Source organism: Rhizobium mayense (genome assembly GCF_030272705.1).
Classification (GTDB): domain Bacteria; phylum Pseudomonadota; class Alphaproteobacteria; order Rhizobiales; family Rhizobiaceae; genus Rhizobium; species Rhizobium mayense.
Genome location: NZ_JARFYM010000001.1, coordinates 101,334 through 115,650 on the forward strand (window position 1 = coordinate 101,334; position 14,317 = coordinate 115,650).

Consider the following 14,317-nt stretch of genomic DNA (forward strand, 5'->3'; position numbering starts at 1 on the left):
CTAACGGTTAAGAAATTCGAGCCGATGGCGCGACAAAGCTTTCGGCGCCTGGGACGTCGTCAGATAGGTCTGGCCGAGCGTCATCGCGGTGCCGGTGTCGGAGTCCATGATGATCATGTGCACGAAGAGCGACATGTTTTCTTCGATGTCCTGCGGGTTGCCCGCATGGAACATCTGATGCTCCATCCAGGAGGGAGAGAAGCGGGCACCGAGCGAATAGCCGCAGGCGTTCAGCCGGTGGCGGGCAAGGCCGCGCTCATCCATGATCTTGGCGTGCATATCGAAGACGTCGCCAAATGTATGGCCGGGTTTCAGCACAGTTTCGATCGCCTGGATCGTTTCGAGGCAAGCGTTGTAGAGTTCGCGGTGGCGGTGCGTGGGGTCGCCGACGACGACCGTGCGCATCATGGCGGCGTGGTAATGGACATAGGCGCCAGCCCATTCGAGGGTGAGCTGATCGTTGGCATCCAGCTTGCGGCGGCCGGCCTTGTAGCGGCAGAGGAGCGCTTCGGCGCCGGAGCCGATGATGAATTCATTGGCGGGGTAATCGCCGCCGCCGGAAAAGATCGCGCCCTGCATGGCGGCAAGAATATCGGCTTCGTCGGCGCCAGGCTTGATCAAAGCGAGCGCTGCGTCCAATGCATCGTCGGCGAGAACGGCGGCGCGCTCCACATAGGCGATTTCGGCGGGGCTTTTGATGAGACGCAGACGGCTGACCAGGTAGGACGCGTCGACGATCTGGCCGAAGGTGGCGAGCTGGTTGTCGAGCAAGCGGGCGACACGTCCGGTCATGCCATGGGTATCGTATTCGACGCCGATACGGGCCCCGAGGAGATCGAGCTCCACCAGCAATTCCTTGAGATCGAGCGTCGGATCAGCGTTGACGCGGTCGACCCAGACGCGAATGTCCGAGATAACCGATGTGAGCTGCGCCTGGCGAAGGTCGGCCGAGCGGGTGAGCAGGACTATCGTACCGTCAGACTTGACCACCATGGTCTGGAAGAAGCAGTAGCCGAACGTATCGTAGCCGGTCAGCCAGAACATGCTCTCCTGCGCGAAGAGCAGCATGGCGTCGAGCTTCTCCTCCTGCATTTTCGCGAGAAGACGGGCCAGGCGGTTGTCGAATTCGCTGCGTTCGAAATGCAGAGCCATTTTAGAATGTCTCCTCGATGGCAATAGCGGAAATCTGCCGGCCGTAATCCGGCTCCTTCGCATGCGTGGCGCGGCGATAGGAGAAGAAACGATCGGGATGGGGATAGGTGCAGAGATCAAGGTTTTCGGCGGTTGCGCCGGCCTTGCGCAAACGTTCGATCGTCAGGCCAGGCAGATCGAACATCGCGTGGCCGACCCGCTCGGACGGGATGAAGTACTTGGCGTAGTCCGGGTCGTAAGTGACGAATCTGTCGACGAATTCCGGACCGACCTCATAGCTTGCCTGACTGATCGAGGGGCCGAGGCAGGCAATGATCTTCGCCCGCTCGGCGCCGAGCGCGATCATGGCTTCGATGGTGTTTTCCAGGACGCCGGTCAGCGCGCCCTTCCAGCCGGCATGGGCGGCACCTATGACCCGATTTTCGGGATCTGCGAAAAGGATCGGCCCGCAATCGGCGGCAAGCACGCCAAGCGCTATCCCCGGCGTCGCCGTCACCATCGCGTCGGCTTGCGGGCGAGTGCCGTCATAGCCTGCGTCGACCGCTATCACGTCGGGCGAATGGACCTGATGCACTGTTGCGAGCCGTTCCGGCGGCAGGCCGAACCAGGCGGCGACACGGCGGCGGTTTTCCTGCACGTGTTCCCGATTGTCGTTGGAGCCGAGGCCCACGTTCAATCCGCGATAGAGACCTTCTGAAACGCCACCGTCACGGCTGAAATAGCCGTGGCGGATGCCGGCGCTCTTGGCGGCGCTCAGCAGCGTGCTTTCGATCGGAGTCGGCAATGCTGCGTCCCTTGAGTGTTCTTTCGTGATGGAAATAAACGCTTCTGTGGCGAAGCGGTTCGATTTTGAGTGCGATGTTGGCCCAGCCATGCGCGCTCTGTCAATCCGCGGAGATCAACACAGTTGTTCAGCGCACCTGCCGAAAGGGCATCAGATCGATCGCCGGGCTGGAGACCGCCAGCACCTTGAACAACTCTCCCATTTTGCCTTCGCCGGCGCCGGCCAGCCGTTCAGCGGCGGCGCGGATGCCGTCTTGCGTGGCGGCGTCCTGGTCGCGGCCAAGCGCCGCAGCCCGCTCCAGCAGCCCGAGCCCGATGAGGAAATCGCCCTGATGGCAGCATCCGTTGATATGCAGGCCGGAAGCGAGAGCGGTTTCGGCCAGATGTTGGAAATCGACGTGGCTGGTGAGATCCGCCTCGCCGGGATGATCCAGCGGCGGGTCGTATTCATGCATGCGTACGGCCTGCAGCGTATCGCCGAAACCCGTCGCCATATGGCCGTAATCGATGACGAGCGCCGTGCCGCCATGGGCGGCGAGCCGGTCGCCGATCGTCGTCATCACCGCCTGACGGGCAGGGGCGATCTCGAAGATCGTGCCGATCGGCGGAAACGGCCCGTCCGGAAGAAGAGCGGGGTCGAGGCTCGCAACACCGGCCGTGAAGGCCAATTCGTCACTGGCGTCGAGCCCGACCGTGCGCTCACGAAAGCCGTTGGCGGTGCGGACGAACTGACGGATGGGAATAGCGTCGAACAGCTCGTTGGCGGCAAGCAAGGTGAAACCCGCCGGCACGTCATCGAAGTCCGAATGCCAGGCAATCTTGTCGCCATGGGCCTCGAGCGTCTGGCGCTGGAAGCCCTGCAGCCGCTCGCTGGTTTCGACCAGATGCACGCTCATCGTGTCATAGAGCGGCAGCGCGAGCTTGGCGATGACGCGCAGCATGTCTGCCATCATCGTACCGCGGCCGGGGCCGATTTCGACGAGGCGGATGTCGGCCGGCGTGCCGTGGCGCTGCCAGGCATGCACCATGAAGACGCCGATCATCTCGCCGAAGAGTTGGCTGACCTCGGGTGCCGTGACGAAATCACCGGCGCGGCCGAAGGGCTCCCGCGTCTTGTAATAGCCATGCTGCGGGTCTGCGAGGCAGAGGGAGAAATAATCGGTGATGCTGATCGGCCCGTTGGCGCGGATGATGGCCTTGATTTTTTCCCCGAGCGCGGTCGTCATCGTTTGGTCTCGCTAAAGCATGGTCCCGAGAAATGTGAGGCGGCTTTCGGAAAGGTCATGCGACATTAAACCCAGAGTTCAAGCCGCCTGCCTGGCTGCAACGTGGCGGGCGCGGATGATGGCCCACAGGCCGACCGCGACCATCGGCAGCGAGAGCACCATGCCCATGGTCAGCCAGTTCGTGCCGAGGAGATAGCCCAGTTGCTCATCAGGCTGGCGGAAGAATTCGACGAAAATGCGCGAGAAGGCATAACCGATGACGAAGACGCCGCTGACGGTGCCGGGCTTCTTCAGCGCCAGAGCCCACCGGGTGAGGATGAAGAGGACGGAAAAGAGCACAATGCCCTCGATACCGGCTTCGTAGAGCTGGCTTGGATGGCGCGGATCAAGGCCGGCAGGGCAGACACCCTCGTGAGCGGCGATGACATGCGGGCTGCAGAAAACCATCGCCCAAGGCACGTCGGCGGTCCGGCCCCAAAGTTCGCCGTTGATGAAATTGGCGATGCGGCCGAAGAAAAGGCCGATGGGGGCGACGGCGGCAACGATGTCGAACAGACTCCACATAGGGATCTTGTTGCGATTGGCGAACAGAATCATGGCGATGGTCGTGCCGATTAATCCACCGTGGAAGGACATGCCGCCATTCCAGACCTGAATGGCACGGATCGGATTGGCGAGCACCGGATCGAGATCGTAAAATAGGATATAGCCGATGCGTCCGCCGAGCACGATGCCGAAGGCGACCCAGAGAATGAAGTCGTCCAGATGCGCGCGCGTCATCGGCGCGGCGTCGTTCAGCCAGAGCTTGCCATTGTCGACCAGCCGTCTTGCATAGAACCAGCCGAGCAGGATGCCCGCGACATAGGCAAGGCCGTACCAATGGATCGACAGCGGACCGAGCGAAAAGGCGATCGGATCGATATCGGGAAACGGCAGAATGGCGGCGAGATTGGCGGATGTCAGCAAGATTGTCGGGTCCGTTAGAGCATGATTCCCAAAACTATCGGCAGTTTTTGGATAAGCGCATGCTAAATCCAGTGTCGGCGGAACATGGCGTTCGCTGTTGAAACGGTCAAGTCGATTATTCGTGTGTCTCTTGTCTCGGGCCGGGTTGTCCCGCTCTATCTCAATTTGCTTGCATCGGACCCTGGGAAATCTTACCTCAGATCTATCTGGCCCTATATGATGATGCCGTCCATTTTCGGGGCCGACGGCCGCAAGGAGACCACTATGAGCACTGGACCGAACCGTATCTTGGACGAATTCGCCAAGTTGATGACCGATGCCGCCGGTGCTGCCCAGGGCGTGCGCCGGGAGATCGAAACGGCCTTCAATGCCCAGGCCGAGCGTTGGCTGAACAACCTCGATATCGTCAAGCGCGAGGAGTTCGAAGCCGTTCGCGAAATGGCGATCAAGGCGCGGGATGAAAACGACGCGTTGCGCGCCAGAATCGAAGCGTTGGAAGCCCGTCTTTCCTCCGAAGGCAAATAGTCGCGATTCATTTTGCGAGAAATCGGCGCGGCGCATGTCTGCCGCGCATTTTTCCTTTAAAATTTTCGGTAGTTTTTCCACCTGTGGACATAGGCAAAAAAGCCAATCGCCAGAGTCAGTTATGACTCCCTTCTGAATAGACATCGGAAGAGCTTTCCACAGCGCCCTTCGCCAAAATCACTGATGAGGGGCTGGCATGCCGGGCATGCCGTTATACACTGATTTTAAATGATGATTCGAAACGGACTTGGTAAGCTCCGGGCAGGGTGGATGCGTTAGTCTGGCAGCCGTTCAACATCATCCCGAGGATGTTTCCGGAGTAAAACTGTTTGCGTTCTTTCAGGTGTTTGAACACGGGGAAGCTGCATTCGTTCCGGTCAAGAAGGTGCTGCATGAGCCTTATGGAAATGGAAGTCGAACGACAATCGAACCCGGTCGACATGATCGAGTTCGTGGCTGCCAACAATGACTGGTCGTTCGAGCGGTCGGGCGAGGATGAAATCGCCATGACTGTCGAGGGGCGATGGACCGATTATCACGTCTCATTCTCCTGGATGGAGGAGTTCGAGGCGCTGCATATAGCCTGCGCATTCGACATCAAAGTTCCCGATCCGCGTGTCAACGAAGTGATCAAGCTCTTGTCCTGCATCAATGGGCAGGTGCTGATGGGACACTTCGATCTGTGGCGGCAGGAGGATATCGTGATCTTCCGGCAGTCGCTGCTGCTCTCCGGCGGCGCGGAGCCGACGAACCGGCAGGTGGAAGTGCTGTTATCCAACGCTCTTGACACCTGCGAGGCTTACTATCAGGCTTTCCAATTTGTAGTATGGTCCGGCCTTGACGCTAACCGCGCCATGGAAGCCGTGCTTTTCGAAACCGTAGGCGAAGCCTGATATGGCGACAGAAGCATCCTCGAGCGCTTTCGCATCCTCTGGCCCCATCATCCTGATCGGGGCCGGCAATATGGGCGGCGCGCTGCTGACGGGTTGGCTGAAAAGCGGTGTGCCGGGTTCTTCGGTGATCGTCGTCGATCCCAAGCCGTCCGAGGCGATGCTGAAATTGATCGCTGACGCCGGCGCGAGCCATGTCGTCGGCGTTCCGGCTGGTGTTACCCCAGGCGTTCTCTTCATTGCCGTCAAGCCGCAAGTCATGGAGGCGGTACTGCCGCCATTCAAGGCGACTGTAGGGCCGAATACGGTGGTGGTATCGATTGCCGCCGGCAAGACGCTGGCCTTCCTTGAAAAACATCTGGGTGAAATGGCGATGGTGCGCGCCATGCCGAACACCCCGGCCATGGTTGGCCGGGGCGTCACCGGTGCGTTTGCCAATGCCCAAGTCGGCGAGCGCCAGCGGCAGTTGGTGCAAAATCTTCTGAAGGTGTCCGGTCCGGTCGAGTGGGTGCCGGCCGAAGCCGACATCGATTCCGTGACGGCCGTTTCCGGCAGCGGACCGGCCTATGTTTTTTATCTCGTCGAGTGCATGGCGGAGGCGGGCCGGAAGCTTGGCCTGCAGGCGGACCTCGCCATGCGACTCGCACGGGAAACTGTCGCGGGGGCTGGTGAGTTGTTGCATCAGTCCCCCGATGACGCATCGCGCCTTCGCCAGAACGTAACGTCTCCCGGCGGTACCACCGCCGCCGCTCTTGCCGTTCTGATGGCGGAAGACGGCATGCAGCCTCTGTTCGACGAGGCGCTGGAGGCGGCGCGCAAGCGTGCGCAGGAACTGGCCGGTTAAATATCCGAGCATCAAAAGGGTGTGCATATGGCGGATGAGATCACCTATGGCGATTTCGAGCGGGTGGATATCCGTGTCGGAACGATCATCGAGGCGGAGCCTTTTCCGGAAGCACGCAAGCCGGCCTTCAAGTTGAAGATCGATTTCGGACCGGAGATCGGCATCAAGCGTTCTTCTGCGCAGATCACCGTGCATTACACGCCGGAGTCGCTCATCGGCTGTCAGGTTCTCGGCGTCGTCAATTTCCCGCCGCGCCAGATCGGCCCCGTCCGTTCCGAAGTGCTGACCCTCGGTTTCGAGGATGAAGCCGGCGCGATCGTGCTTGCGGCCGTGACGCAGCCGGTGCCGAACGGTAAGAAGATGATGTGATACTTACCTTCTCCCCGTTGGGGCGAAGGGCTTTCAATGAATATCCCGCGAAAGCGGCTCCGATATACTGAAATCCAGAAATTCCGCCTCGAAACCGTCGCGCTGGGGTGAGCAGAAGGCGGGACCGACGGAAACCTCGTCGAGAGCCGGATCGAACCAGGCGAGCCGGGCCATGCGCCACTCGGTCATCTTGTCGGTGCGATATTGGATGAAAAGCGCGTCGCCGTTGCGGGTCACCCGTGCCGACAGGGCACCGAACTCATGATCGAGCCGGAAGGCGGACCAATCGGAATTGCCGTTGGTGACCACGACGCTGAAATGTTTGGCGCCGTCGGTAAATTCGATCCCGCATTTCATCCAGTGCGTGGCGTCGTGGCGCACCATCAGGCCGGCCTGGTCGTAGAGTTCGCGATAGTGCCCGATGAACGTGATCTCGGCGGTGAAGTCGCCGCGCCACTGCCGGCCGAGGAAATGGCCGCCGTCGCGGTGGAAGTTGTAGTAGGTTCCCTGCCAGAAGTCGGTCTTGTTGCCGGAGCGGACGATGAGCCGGCCGTTGTTCATTTCCCAAGCCGGCGGCAAATTCAGCCAATGCATGTCGTTGATGTCGATCGGCATACAATGTCCTCTGTTAAGTCTTAAGCGGGAATGCGGATGGTGGCGCGCAGGCCGCCCAGCGGGCTGTCACCGAGCGTGACGTTGCCGCCATGGCTGCGTGCGATGTCGCGGGCAATGGCAAGGCCGAGGCCGGTGCCGGAATTATCGAGATTGCGCGCCTCGTCCAGCCGGAAGAACGGCTTGAACACATCCTCGCGCGCGTTGACGGGAATGCCGGGACCGTCATCATCGAAAATGATCGTCAGCCATTTGGTGCTGTGCTTGGCCTCGATGCGCAGGGTGTGTGCGTAACGGCGGGCGTTGGAAGCAAGGTTCGTCACCAGCCGCGTAAAGGCATTCGGGCGCACGGAGATATCGTTGTCGCCCTCGATGGAGAAGGTCATGGACTTGCCGTGTAGCGAGAAATCCTGTTCGACCTTGTCGAGGATATCGCTGAGGCGGAGCGTGCCGACATCTTCTTCCGCCTCGCCGCGGGCGAAGGCCATATAGCCTTCCAACATGCTCTGCATGTCCTCGACATCCTCGTTGAGGCCGACAAGATCGGGGTTGTCGCCGATGAGAGCGAGCTGCAGCTTGAAGCGCGTGAGCACGGTACGCAGGTCGTGGCTGACGCCCGAGAGCATAGCCGTGCGCTGCTCGATCTGCCGCTCGATGCGCTCTCGCATCAGGATGAAGGCGAGGCCGGCGCGGCGGACCTCGTCGGCGCCGCGTGGCGAATAGTCGTCTCGCCGCTGGCCCTTGCCGAAACTTTCCGCTGCCTGTGCCAGCGCGAGAATCGGCCGGATCTGGCCGCGCAGGAACAGCACGGCGATGCCAATCAGCGCCAGCGATGTACCGACCATCCAGAGAATGAAGATATGCGTATTCGAGGCGTAGGTCTGGCTGCGCTTGGCAAAGACGCGCAGCACCTTGTCCGGCAACTTGATACGAATTTCGACAAGGCTGGAATTGCCGACTGTGTCGATCCAGAAGGGGAGGTTGATCTGGTCCCGGATCTCGTCGCTCAGGATGCCGTCGAGAATCGAGAAGAACGGTTTTTCGCGCGGCGGCGGCAATTCGCCACCGGGCTCGATCGAGATGCTGAGATCGAGCTTTTGCCGGGCCATCTGCGTGACATCGGAAAAGTCGGCGTCCTGCGGATAGGTTTGGATGATGTCGATGATGGCGGCAATGTCGCGGGTGGTGGCCATCGACAGCCGTTGCGTCACCATCTGCCAGTGGCGCTCCATGAAGACGATGGTCACGACTGCCTGGAGGATGATCATCGGTAGGATGAAAATCAGCAGCGTGCGCGCATAGAGGCCGGTCGGCAGCCGCCGGCGCAACCAGCGCGAAAGCCAACGCAGGCCGTTGGAGGGCGTGTGCTCCTGATCGCGCCTGATCGAGTCGAATGTCACCATCGCCGCTGATCCCAGGGAGTTGTTATCAATCTATGCTCAGACGATAGCCGATGCCGCGCACCGTCTGCAGCCAAACGGGGTTGGCCGGATCGTCCTCGATCTTGCGGCGCAAGCGGTTGATCTGCACGTCGATGGTGCGCTCGCCGACTTCGGCATCGTTGCCGATCAGCTCGTGGCGAGGAATGGTGTCGCCGGCGCGCTTGGCAAAGAGCAGCATGATTTCCTGCTCCCGATCCGTCAGGCGGATGAGCTCCGAGGCCTTCTTCAGCTCCTTGCGGGTCAGCGAAAAAGTGTAGGGTCCGAACATCACTTGTTCGATCTTCGGCGCATCGGCCGGTGCATTGCGCCGGAGGATATTGTTGATGCGCAGCACGAGTTCGCGCGGGTCGAAAGGTTTCGGCAGATAATCGTCGGCACCGGCTTCCAGCCCGGCGATACGGGCTTCCGATTCGGCAAGGGCGGTCAGCATGATGATCGGAATATTTTTGATGGCTCGCAGGCTCGCCGTGAGCGAAATTCCCGATTCGCCGGGCATCATCACGTCCATGATGATCAGGTCGAAATCGAGCCCTTCGAGCTTGCGGCGCGCCTCGGCACCATCGGCGGCGGCCGTTACCCGGTATCCCTTTTCCATGAGATAACGGTTGAGCAGAGCGCGGATACGCGTGTCGTCATCGACGACCAGGAGGTGCGCTGCATCGTCCGAAATTGCTGTCTTTGTCGTCATTCAATCCGTCTCGATCTTTGTTTTCTCTATTTGATTGAGATGATCTTACACAAGACCGCGTTCCGCGGCTCGAGATCATATCTCAGTCCTGCATTCCCCTCAGGAACCGTTTGACGCTTTCGCGTGTCGCATCGGATGCCCCTCCGAATGCCCGCTCAATACGGCGCGATTGCGGCTCGGCCAGCGCCAATGCCAGATCGCGGCCGGCCTGCGTCGGGTAGAGTTTACGCTGCCGGCGATCCTCAGGCCCAGCCACCTGGCGAATATAGCCTGAATCGATCAATTGTTTGAGAACCCGCGCCAAACTCTGTTTGGTGATCTTCAACGTTTCCAACAGGTCCGCAACCGTCATGCCGGGTTCGCGGTTAACGAAATGAACAACCCGATGATGCGCGCGCCCAAATCCGCTCTTGACCAGGATCTGATCCGGATCGGACACGAAATCACGATAGGCAAAGAAAAGCAGCTCGATGATCTCGAAATCGATGATCCCCGCATTCTCCATCGGCGTCGCCAGCAGCTCCGGTTTCGCCGCCTTTTGGCTCGTCTGTCGTGGCACCTGGCATTTCCTTTCCTATTTTGGGGCAATCGGGAAACTTACGCAAAAATATGTCAGCATTATTGACGTATTTTTACGCCGCTGCTAGTTTCCGCCGATCTTGCGCCGCCCGGACGGATATGGCCATATTTGGAAACTAAGCCCGGCTTCGCAAAAATTCCAACCCGTCTCATATTTTCCCCATCTGCATCGTGGATAATGCGTAATGGGGACAACAATCAACTATCATGGCGTCCGGGCGCCGGAGGAGAATTAAGATGGCAACGGTTCCTTTTGATCAACTGGATGGGGAGATCTGGTTCAATGGTGCATTCGTGCCCTGGAAGGACGCTAAGATTCATGTACTGACCCATGGTCTGCATTATGCGAGCGCAGTCTTCGAGGGCGAGCGCGCCTATGGCGGCCGGGTCTTCAAGCTGACGGAGCACAATCAGCGTCTTCACAAGTCCGCCGACATTCTCGGCTTCAAAATTCCCTATAGCGTTGCCGAACTGGATGCGGCGACGATCGAGCTCCTGAAGCGCCAGGGCTTTTCCGAAGCCTATGTGCGGCCGATCGCCTGGCGCGGCAGCGAAAGCATGGGCGTGTCCGCCCAGAATAACCGCATCAACGTGGCGATCGCGATCTGGCAATGGGGCAGCTACTTCAATCCGGCCGAAAAGCTGAAGGGCATTCGTCTCGATATCGCCGAATATCGCCGCCCCGATCCGAAGACGGCACCTTGCGCCTCGAAGGCGGCCGGCCTTTACATGATCTGCACCATTTCCAAACATGCCGCCGAAGCCAAGGGTTATGCGGACGCGATGATGCTCGACTACCGAGGCCAGGTGGCGGAGGCGACGGGCGCCAACATCTTCTTCGTCAAGGACGGTGTCGTCCATACGCCAACGCCGGACTGCTTCCTGAACGGCATCACACGGCAGACCGTGATCGAACTGGCCAAACGCCGCGGGTTGCAGGTGGTCGAACGCGCGATCATGCCGGAAGAACTGCCCGATTTCAGCGAATGCTTCCTCACCGGCTCGGCTGCGGAAGTAACCCCGGTGTCGGAAATCGGTCCTTACCGGTTCACGCCGGCATCGATCAGCGAAGCGCTGATGAACGACTATATGAAGGAAGTCTATCCGACTGCCGCGGCTGCCGAATAAGGCTTTGGAATGTTCAACGAGAGCCGGGGGCCAGTTGGTCGTCCGGCTTTTGTTGTCCGATACCTCGGCTTATTTGCGACCGAGAACTGCGCCGACGATCGCCGAGAGCACGCCACCGGCGATCAGCGAGGAAATACCCTGCGCGATAAGGCCGGTCAGCGCTTCGCTACCGATCATGTTGAGGATTAGGCCGCCGCCAAGGCCGCCGACGGCGCCGGCAATCGTTCTCGCGACGAGATTGATCCCCTCCTGCTTGAGGGCGGCGCTGGCCGCGTTACCGCCGATTGCACCAGCGATCAGTTGTGTGATGATTGGCCCCAAACTTTCCATGATTACCCTTCTCCCATTGTTCCGGAAGCCATTTCCGGAAGCCCCGACGCCGCATCCCGGACCGAGCCTCGGGAGCGGCGGTAATCCTCATCGATATTAGAATTACATCATGCATCGGCCGGTGGGAATAGAACGGCAACTCAAACGGGAGAATTCTGCGATAATCCAGGGGAAAACCGGCGCAGAAAGAGCGGCGGCCCTTTGGCCGCCTATGATTTTGACGAATAGCTGCTGGTGTTGGCGAATCAGCGGTAGACATAGACGATGCGGCGGGTATCCGGATCGACCAGTACCGGCTGGCGGTTCACCTCTACGTAGCTGTATTGATAATCCGGGATACGATGGACGACCACGCTTTCGGGCAGGGTGGCGCCGACCGCGACGTCGCCGCGCAGCCGCACGGTCTTGACCGGGTTTTGCGTGATGTAGGTATGGACTTCATCCGGCGGAGTGACGATCTCGACCTGTCCGATCGGACCGATCAGTTCATCGTCCGGTGAGGGGGAGACGCTGCCCGTCGTCGTGGGATCGGTTTGAGTATAGGTGACCGTCGGTACGCCGAGCTCCGAGTAGTGCTCCTCGACGACTACAGGATTTCCGTTCTGCTCGACGCTTAATGTCTGGGCATCCACCCAGCCGCGCATGCCGTTGACATCGATGCGGCACCAGTTGCTGCCCTGGATGCAGCCGTCAAGGCTTGCCTCCGAGCCGCGGGTTGCCATTCCGACAGTCGGATATTGCGGACCCGGACCGGTGCGGACGTCAAGATCGGTCACTGTTGTCGCTGTCATCTGGGCTTGCGCAAGGCCGGCACTGCCCAGGAGCAGGAGGCCCGTCAGCAGCAGGTTTCTTTTCGAGGGCATTGGCTTTCTCCTTTGATCTGCGGAGTCTACCCTTTGCAAACGCCCGTAAGGGCGGAGGGTTCCGCCATGCCGTACCCGGAGCCTGGGCGTTTTCCAGGAGGAAGGGGCTGTTTTACCCGGTGTTTGGGACTATACCGGCTGGATATGCATTCAACAGACGAGGCGTTTCCCATGGGCATGCTCCAGGCCGGCATCATTCCGGTGACACCCTTCGAACAGAATTGCACCATCCTGTTCGATCCGGACACGAAAGAGGGCGTCGTGGTCGATCCCGGCGGCGATGTCGACGTCATCCTGCAGACGGTGCGCGAAAATGGCATCACATTGAAGGCAATCTGGCTGACGCATGGCCATATCGACCATGCTGGCGGCGCCGATGAGCTGCGGGAAACTTTGGGCATCGAGGTCATCGGTCCGCATGAAGACGACCGATCGTTGCTGCAGGATATCGAGGCAAAGAGCAAGATGTTCAACATCGACGGCGTACGCAACGTGGTGCCTGACCGCTTCCTGAAAGACGGTGACAAGGTTTCTTTCGGCGAGCATGAGTTTGAAGTCTTCCATTGCCCCGGCCACGCGCCGGGCCATGTCATCTATTTCAACAAAACGCAGAAATTTGCCCATGTCGGCGACGTGCTGTTTCACGGTTCGATCGGCCGCACCGACCTGCCGGGCGGCAATCATCAGCAGCTTCTGGAGTCGATTCGCGACAAGGTATTTCCGCTCGGCGATGATGTGGGCTTCATCTGCGGTCATGGCCCCGGAGGCCAGATCGGCGAGGAGCGTCGCACCAATCCTTTCCTGCGCGGACTTTGAAGCCAAAACAAAAGCGCCGCGAAATGGCGGCGCTTCGTTTCCGGGCATCAACCGATTCGGCGATTAGTTCGCCGTGCAGAAGTGGCGCATGCCGTCATAGCCGAGATAGGTACCGCTGCGGCCGTCGAAGCTGCTGTAACGGTCGTAGCAATAGCGCATCCACTGGGACGACCAGGGACGCAAGCCGACCGGTTGCGGGTCGTAGTAGCCGACATCACGCTCGACATAGACGCGGCGCGGCGGAGCCCGATAGTAATAGGGCGGTGCCGGCGCGTAATCGGGGTCCACGTAGACCGGACCGGGTTCGACATAACGCGGCTGGCTGGCGATCGCCGAGCCGACGATAAGGCCAGTGGCGAGGCCTGCCGCGCCAAGCGCCCAACCCTCCCCATTGTGATGATGCCACTCATCGGCCGAAGCGGTGGAGACGGATGCCAGCGCCAGTGCTGCAGCCATCGTGGACATAAGGAGGGATTTGCCGAGCATGTTCATGAGCCTGTCCTCTGGGGGGAACCGGAAGACCGTGATTCCCAAACTTTCATGGTGGACAGACTAGCCACAGCAAGCTGAATACAGACTGAATGATAAAACCCGGCATCTCTGCCGGGCTTCAACTCGAATGACAGCCGTAGGGCGCGCTCAGCCAGCAATCTGAAGATTGACGGCCTTCGGTCCCTTGCCGCGGCGATCCGGTTCCGTGTCGAAGCTCACCTTCTGGTTTTCCGACAATCCTGCCAGACCAGAAGCCTGTACTGCGGAAATGTGCACAAAGATGTCCGCGCCACCTTTGTCCGGTTTGATGAAACCGAAGCCCTTATCGGTATTGAAAAACTTTACAGTGCCAGTCTCGGCCATGCCTCAGGTCCTTTTCTCTCTGCCCACCATCCACACGGGCAGCATTGCTGTATAGCCCTCGCGGGCGCTTGCAGGCAGTTCTCGCAATTTGAAGGAAAAGGTCCCCTATACCTCGGCGCGGTATTGAAACGACACTCCTGCTCGCTTCGCAACCGGGCTGACCGGAATATTTAGCGTTTCCGGCGCGCAACTTTATTAAGGACTTCCCATGCTCTAAAAATGCCCGAACACTACTGAGAGTGCTGTGTT

Annotated in this window: 18 protein-coding genes; 6 read left to right on the top strand and 12 right to left on the bottom strand. The window is 59.8% G+C overall.

The window, feature by feature from the left end:
• From PY649_RS00490 to lgt, 4 genes are all read right to left on the bottom strand, one after another.
• Nucleotides 1-1,152: a M24 family metallopeptidase gene (locus tag PY649_RS00490; RefSeq protein WP_285866119.1), complete on the bottom strand. Its 1,152-nt coding sequence runs from the start codon at nt 1,150-1,152 to the stop codon at nt 1-3.
• A gap of 1 nt (nt 1,153) precedes the next feature.
• The gene (pgeF, locus tag PY649_RS00495; protein ID WP_285866120.1) at nt 1,154-1,936 is read right to left on the bottom strand and encodes a peptidoglycan editing factor PgeF; all 783 of its coding nucleotides are present in this window, start codon (nt 1,934-1,936) and stop codon (nt 1,154-1,156) included.
• A 127-nt stretch (nt 1,937-2,063) separates the two neighbouring features.
• Complete coding sequence (locus PY649_RS00500; RefSeq protein ID WP_285866121.1) at nt 2,064-3,161, bottom strand: class I SAM-dependent methyltransferase; 1,098 nt, start codon at nt 3,159-3,161, stop codon at nt 2,064-2,066.
• A 78-nt stretch (nt 3,162-3,239) separates the two neighbouring features.
• Nucleotides 3,240-4,127 (bottom strand): prolipoprotein diacylglyceryl transferase, encoded by an 888-nt coding sequence (gene lgt / locus PY649_RS00505; protein WP_285866122.1) that lies wholly within the window; start codon nt 4,125-4,127, stop codon nt 3,240-3,242.
• Nucleotides 4,128-4,391: 264 nt separating this feature from the next.
• On the opposite strand from lgt, the gene PY649_RS00510 reads away from it, so the two are divergent.
• From PY649_RS00510 to PY649_RS00525, 4 genes are all read left to right on the top strand, one after another.
• Nucleotides 4,392-4,652 carry an accessory factor UbiK family protein gene (locus PY649_RS00510; protein ID WP_120704768.1) on the top strand — a complete coding sequence of 87 codons (261 nt, stop codon included), beginning with the start codon at nt 4,392-4,394 and terminating at the stop codon, nt 4,650-4,652.
• A gap of 392 nt (nt 4,653-5,044) precedes the next feature.
• On the top strand, nt 5,045-5,545 hold the full coding sequence (locus PY649_RS00515; RefSeq protein WP_104823731.1) for a type III secretion system chaperone family protein: 501 nt from the start codon (nt 5,045-5,047) through the stop codon (nt 5,543-5,545).
• Nucleotide 5,546: 1 nt separating this feature from the next.
• Complete coding sequence (gene proC / locus PY649_RS00520; protein ID WP_285866124.1) at nt 5,547-6,386, top strand: pyrroline-5-carboxylate reductase; 840 nt, start codon at nt 5,547-5,549, stop codon at nt 6,384-6,386.
• Nucleotides 6,387-6,413: 27 nt separating this feature from the next.
• Nucleotides 6,414-6,755, top strand: a complete 342-nt coding sequence (locus tag PY649_RS00525; protein WP_285866125.1) for a tRNA-binding protein — start codon at nt 6,414-6,416, stop codon at nt 6,753-6,755.
• Between the two features lie 33 nt (nt 6,756-6,788).
• Here PY649_RS00525 and PY649_RS00530 read toward each other — a convergent pair whose 3' ends face one another.
• From PY649_RS00530 to PY649_RS00545, 4 genes are all read right to left on the bottom strand, one after another.
• On the bottom strand, nt 6,789-7,370 hold the full coding sequence (locus PY649_RS00530) for a DUF1349 domain-containing protein (RefSeq protein WP_285866126.1): 582 nt from the start codon (nt 7,368-7,370) through the stop codon (nt 6,789-6,791).
• A 20-nt stretch (nt 7,371-7,390) separates the two neighbouring features.
• On the bottom strand, nt 7,391-8,770 hold the full coding sequence (locus PY649_RS00535; RefSeq protein ID WP_285866127.1) for an ATP-binding protein: 1,380 nt from the start codon (nt 8,768-8,770) through the stop codon (nt 7,391-7,393).
• 25 nt (nt 8,771-8,795) lie between these two features.
• On the bottom strand, nt 8,796-9,497 hold the full coding sequence (locus PY649_RS00540) for a response regulator (protein ID WP_285866128.1): 702 nt from the start codon (nt 9,495-9,497) through the stop codon (nt 8,796-8,798).
• A gap of 82 nt (nt 9,498-9,579) precedes the next feature.
• Nucleotides 9,580-10,056 (bottom strand): MarR family winged helix-turn-helix transcriptional regulator, encoded by a 477-nt coding sequence (locus PY649_RS00545; protein WP_285866129.1) that lies wholly within the window; start codon nt 10,054-10,056, stop codon nt 9,580-9,582.
• Nucleotides 10,057-10,313: 257 nt separating this feature from the next.
• Between PY649_RS00545 and PY649_RS00550 the strand changes: the two genes are divergently transcribed.
• Nucleotides 10,314-11,204, top strand: a complete 891-nt coding sequence (locus tag PY649_RS00550; protein WP_285866130.1) for a branched-chain amino acid aminotransferase — start codon at nt 10,314-10,316, stop codon at nt 11,202-11,204.
• 69 nt (nt 11,205-11,273) lie between these two features.
• On the opposite strand, the gene PY649_RS00555 is transcribed toward PY649_RS00550, so the two are convergent.
• Complete coding sequence (locus PY649_RS00555; protein WP_285866131.1) at nt 11,274-11,534, bottom strand: hypothetical protein; 261 nt, start codon at nt 11,532-11,534, stop codon at nt 11,274-11,276.
• A 245-nt stretch (nt 11,535-11,779) separates the two neighbouring features.
• The gene (locus tag PY649_RS00560; protein WP_285866132.1) at nt 11,780-12,397 is read right to left on the bottom strand and encodes a DUF1236 domain-containing protein; all 618 of its coding nucleotides are present in this window, start codon (nt 12,395-12,397) and stop codon (nt 11,780-11,782) included.
• A 171-nt stretch (nt 12,398-12,568) separates the two neighbouring features.
• Between PY649_RS00560 and PY649_RS00565 the strand changes: the two genes are divergently transcribed.
• The gene (locus PY649_RS00565; RefSeq protein WP_285866133.1) at nt 12,569-13,213 is read left to right on the top strand and encodes an MBL fold metallo-hydrolase; all 645 of its coding nucleotides are present in this window, start codon (nt 12,569-12,571) and stop codon (nt 13,211-13,213) included.
• A gap of 63 nt (nt 13,214-13,276) precedes the next feature.
• On the opposite strand, the gene PY649_RS00570 is transcribed toward PY649_RS00565, so the two are convergent.
• Both PY649_RS00570 and PY649_RS00575 read right to left on the bottom strand, forming a co-directional pair.
• On the bottom strand, nt 13,277-13,705 hold the full coding sequence (locus tag PY649_RS00570; protein ID WP_285866134.1) for a BA14K family protein: 429 nt from the start codon (nt 13,703-13,705) through the stop codon (nt 13,277-13,279).
• Between the two features lie 147 nt (nt 13,706-13,852).
• Nucleotides 13,853-14,068 carry a cold-shock protein gene (locus PY649_RS00575; protein ID WP_004116423.1) on the bottom strand — a complete coding sequence of 72 codons (216 nt, stop codon included), beginning with the start codon at nt 14,066-14,068 and terminating at the stop codon, nt 13,853-13,855.
• Nucleotides 14,069-14,317: the final 249 nt, after the last annotated feature.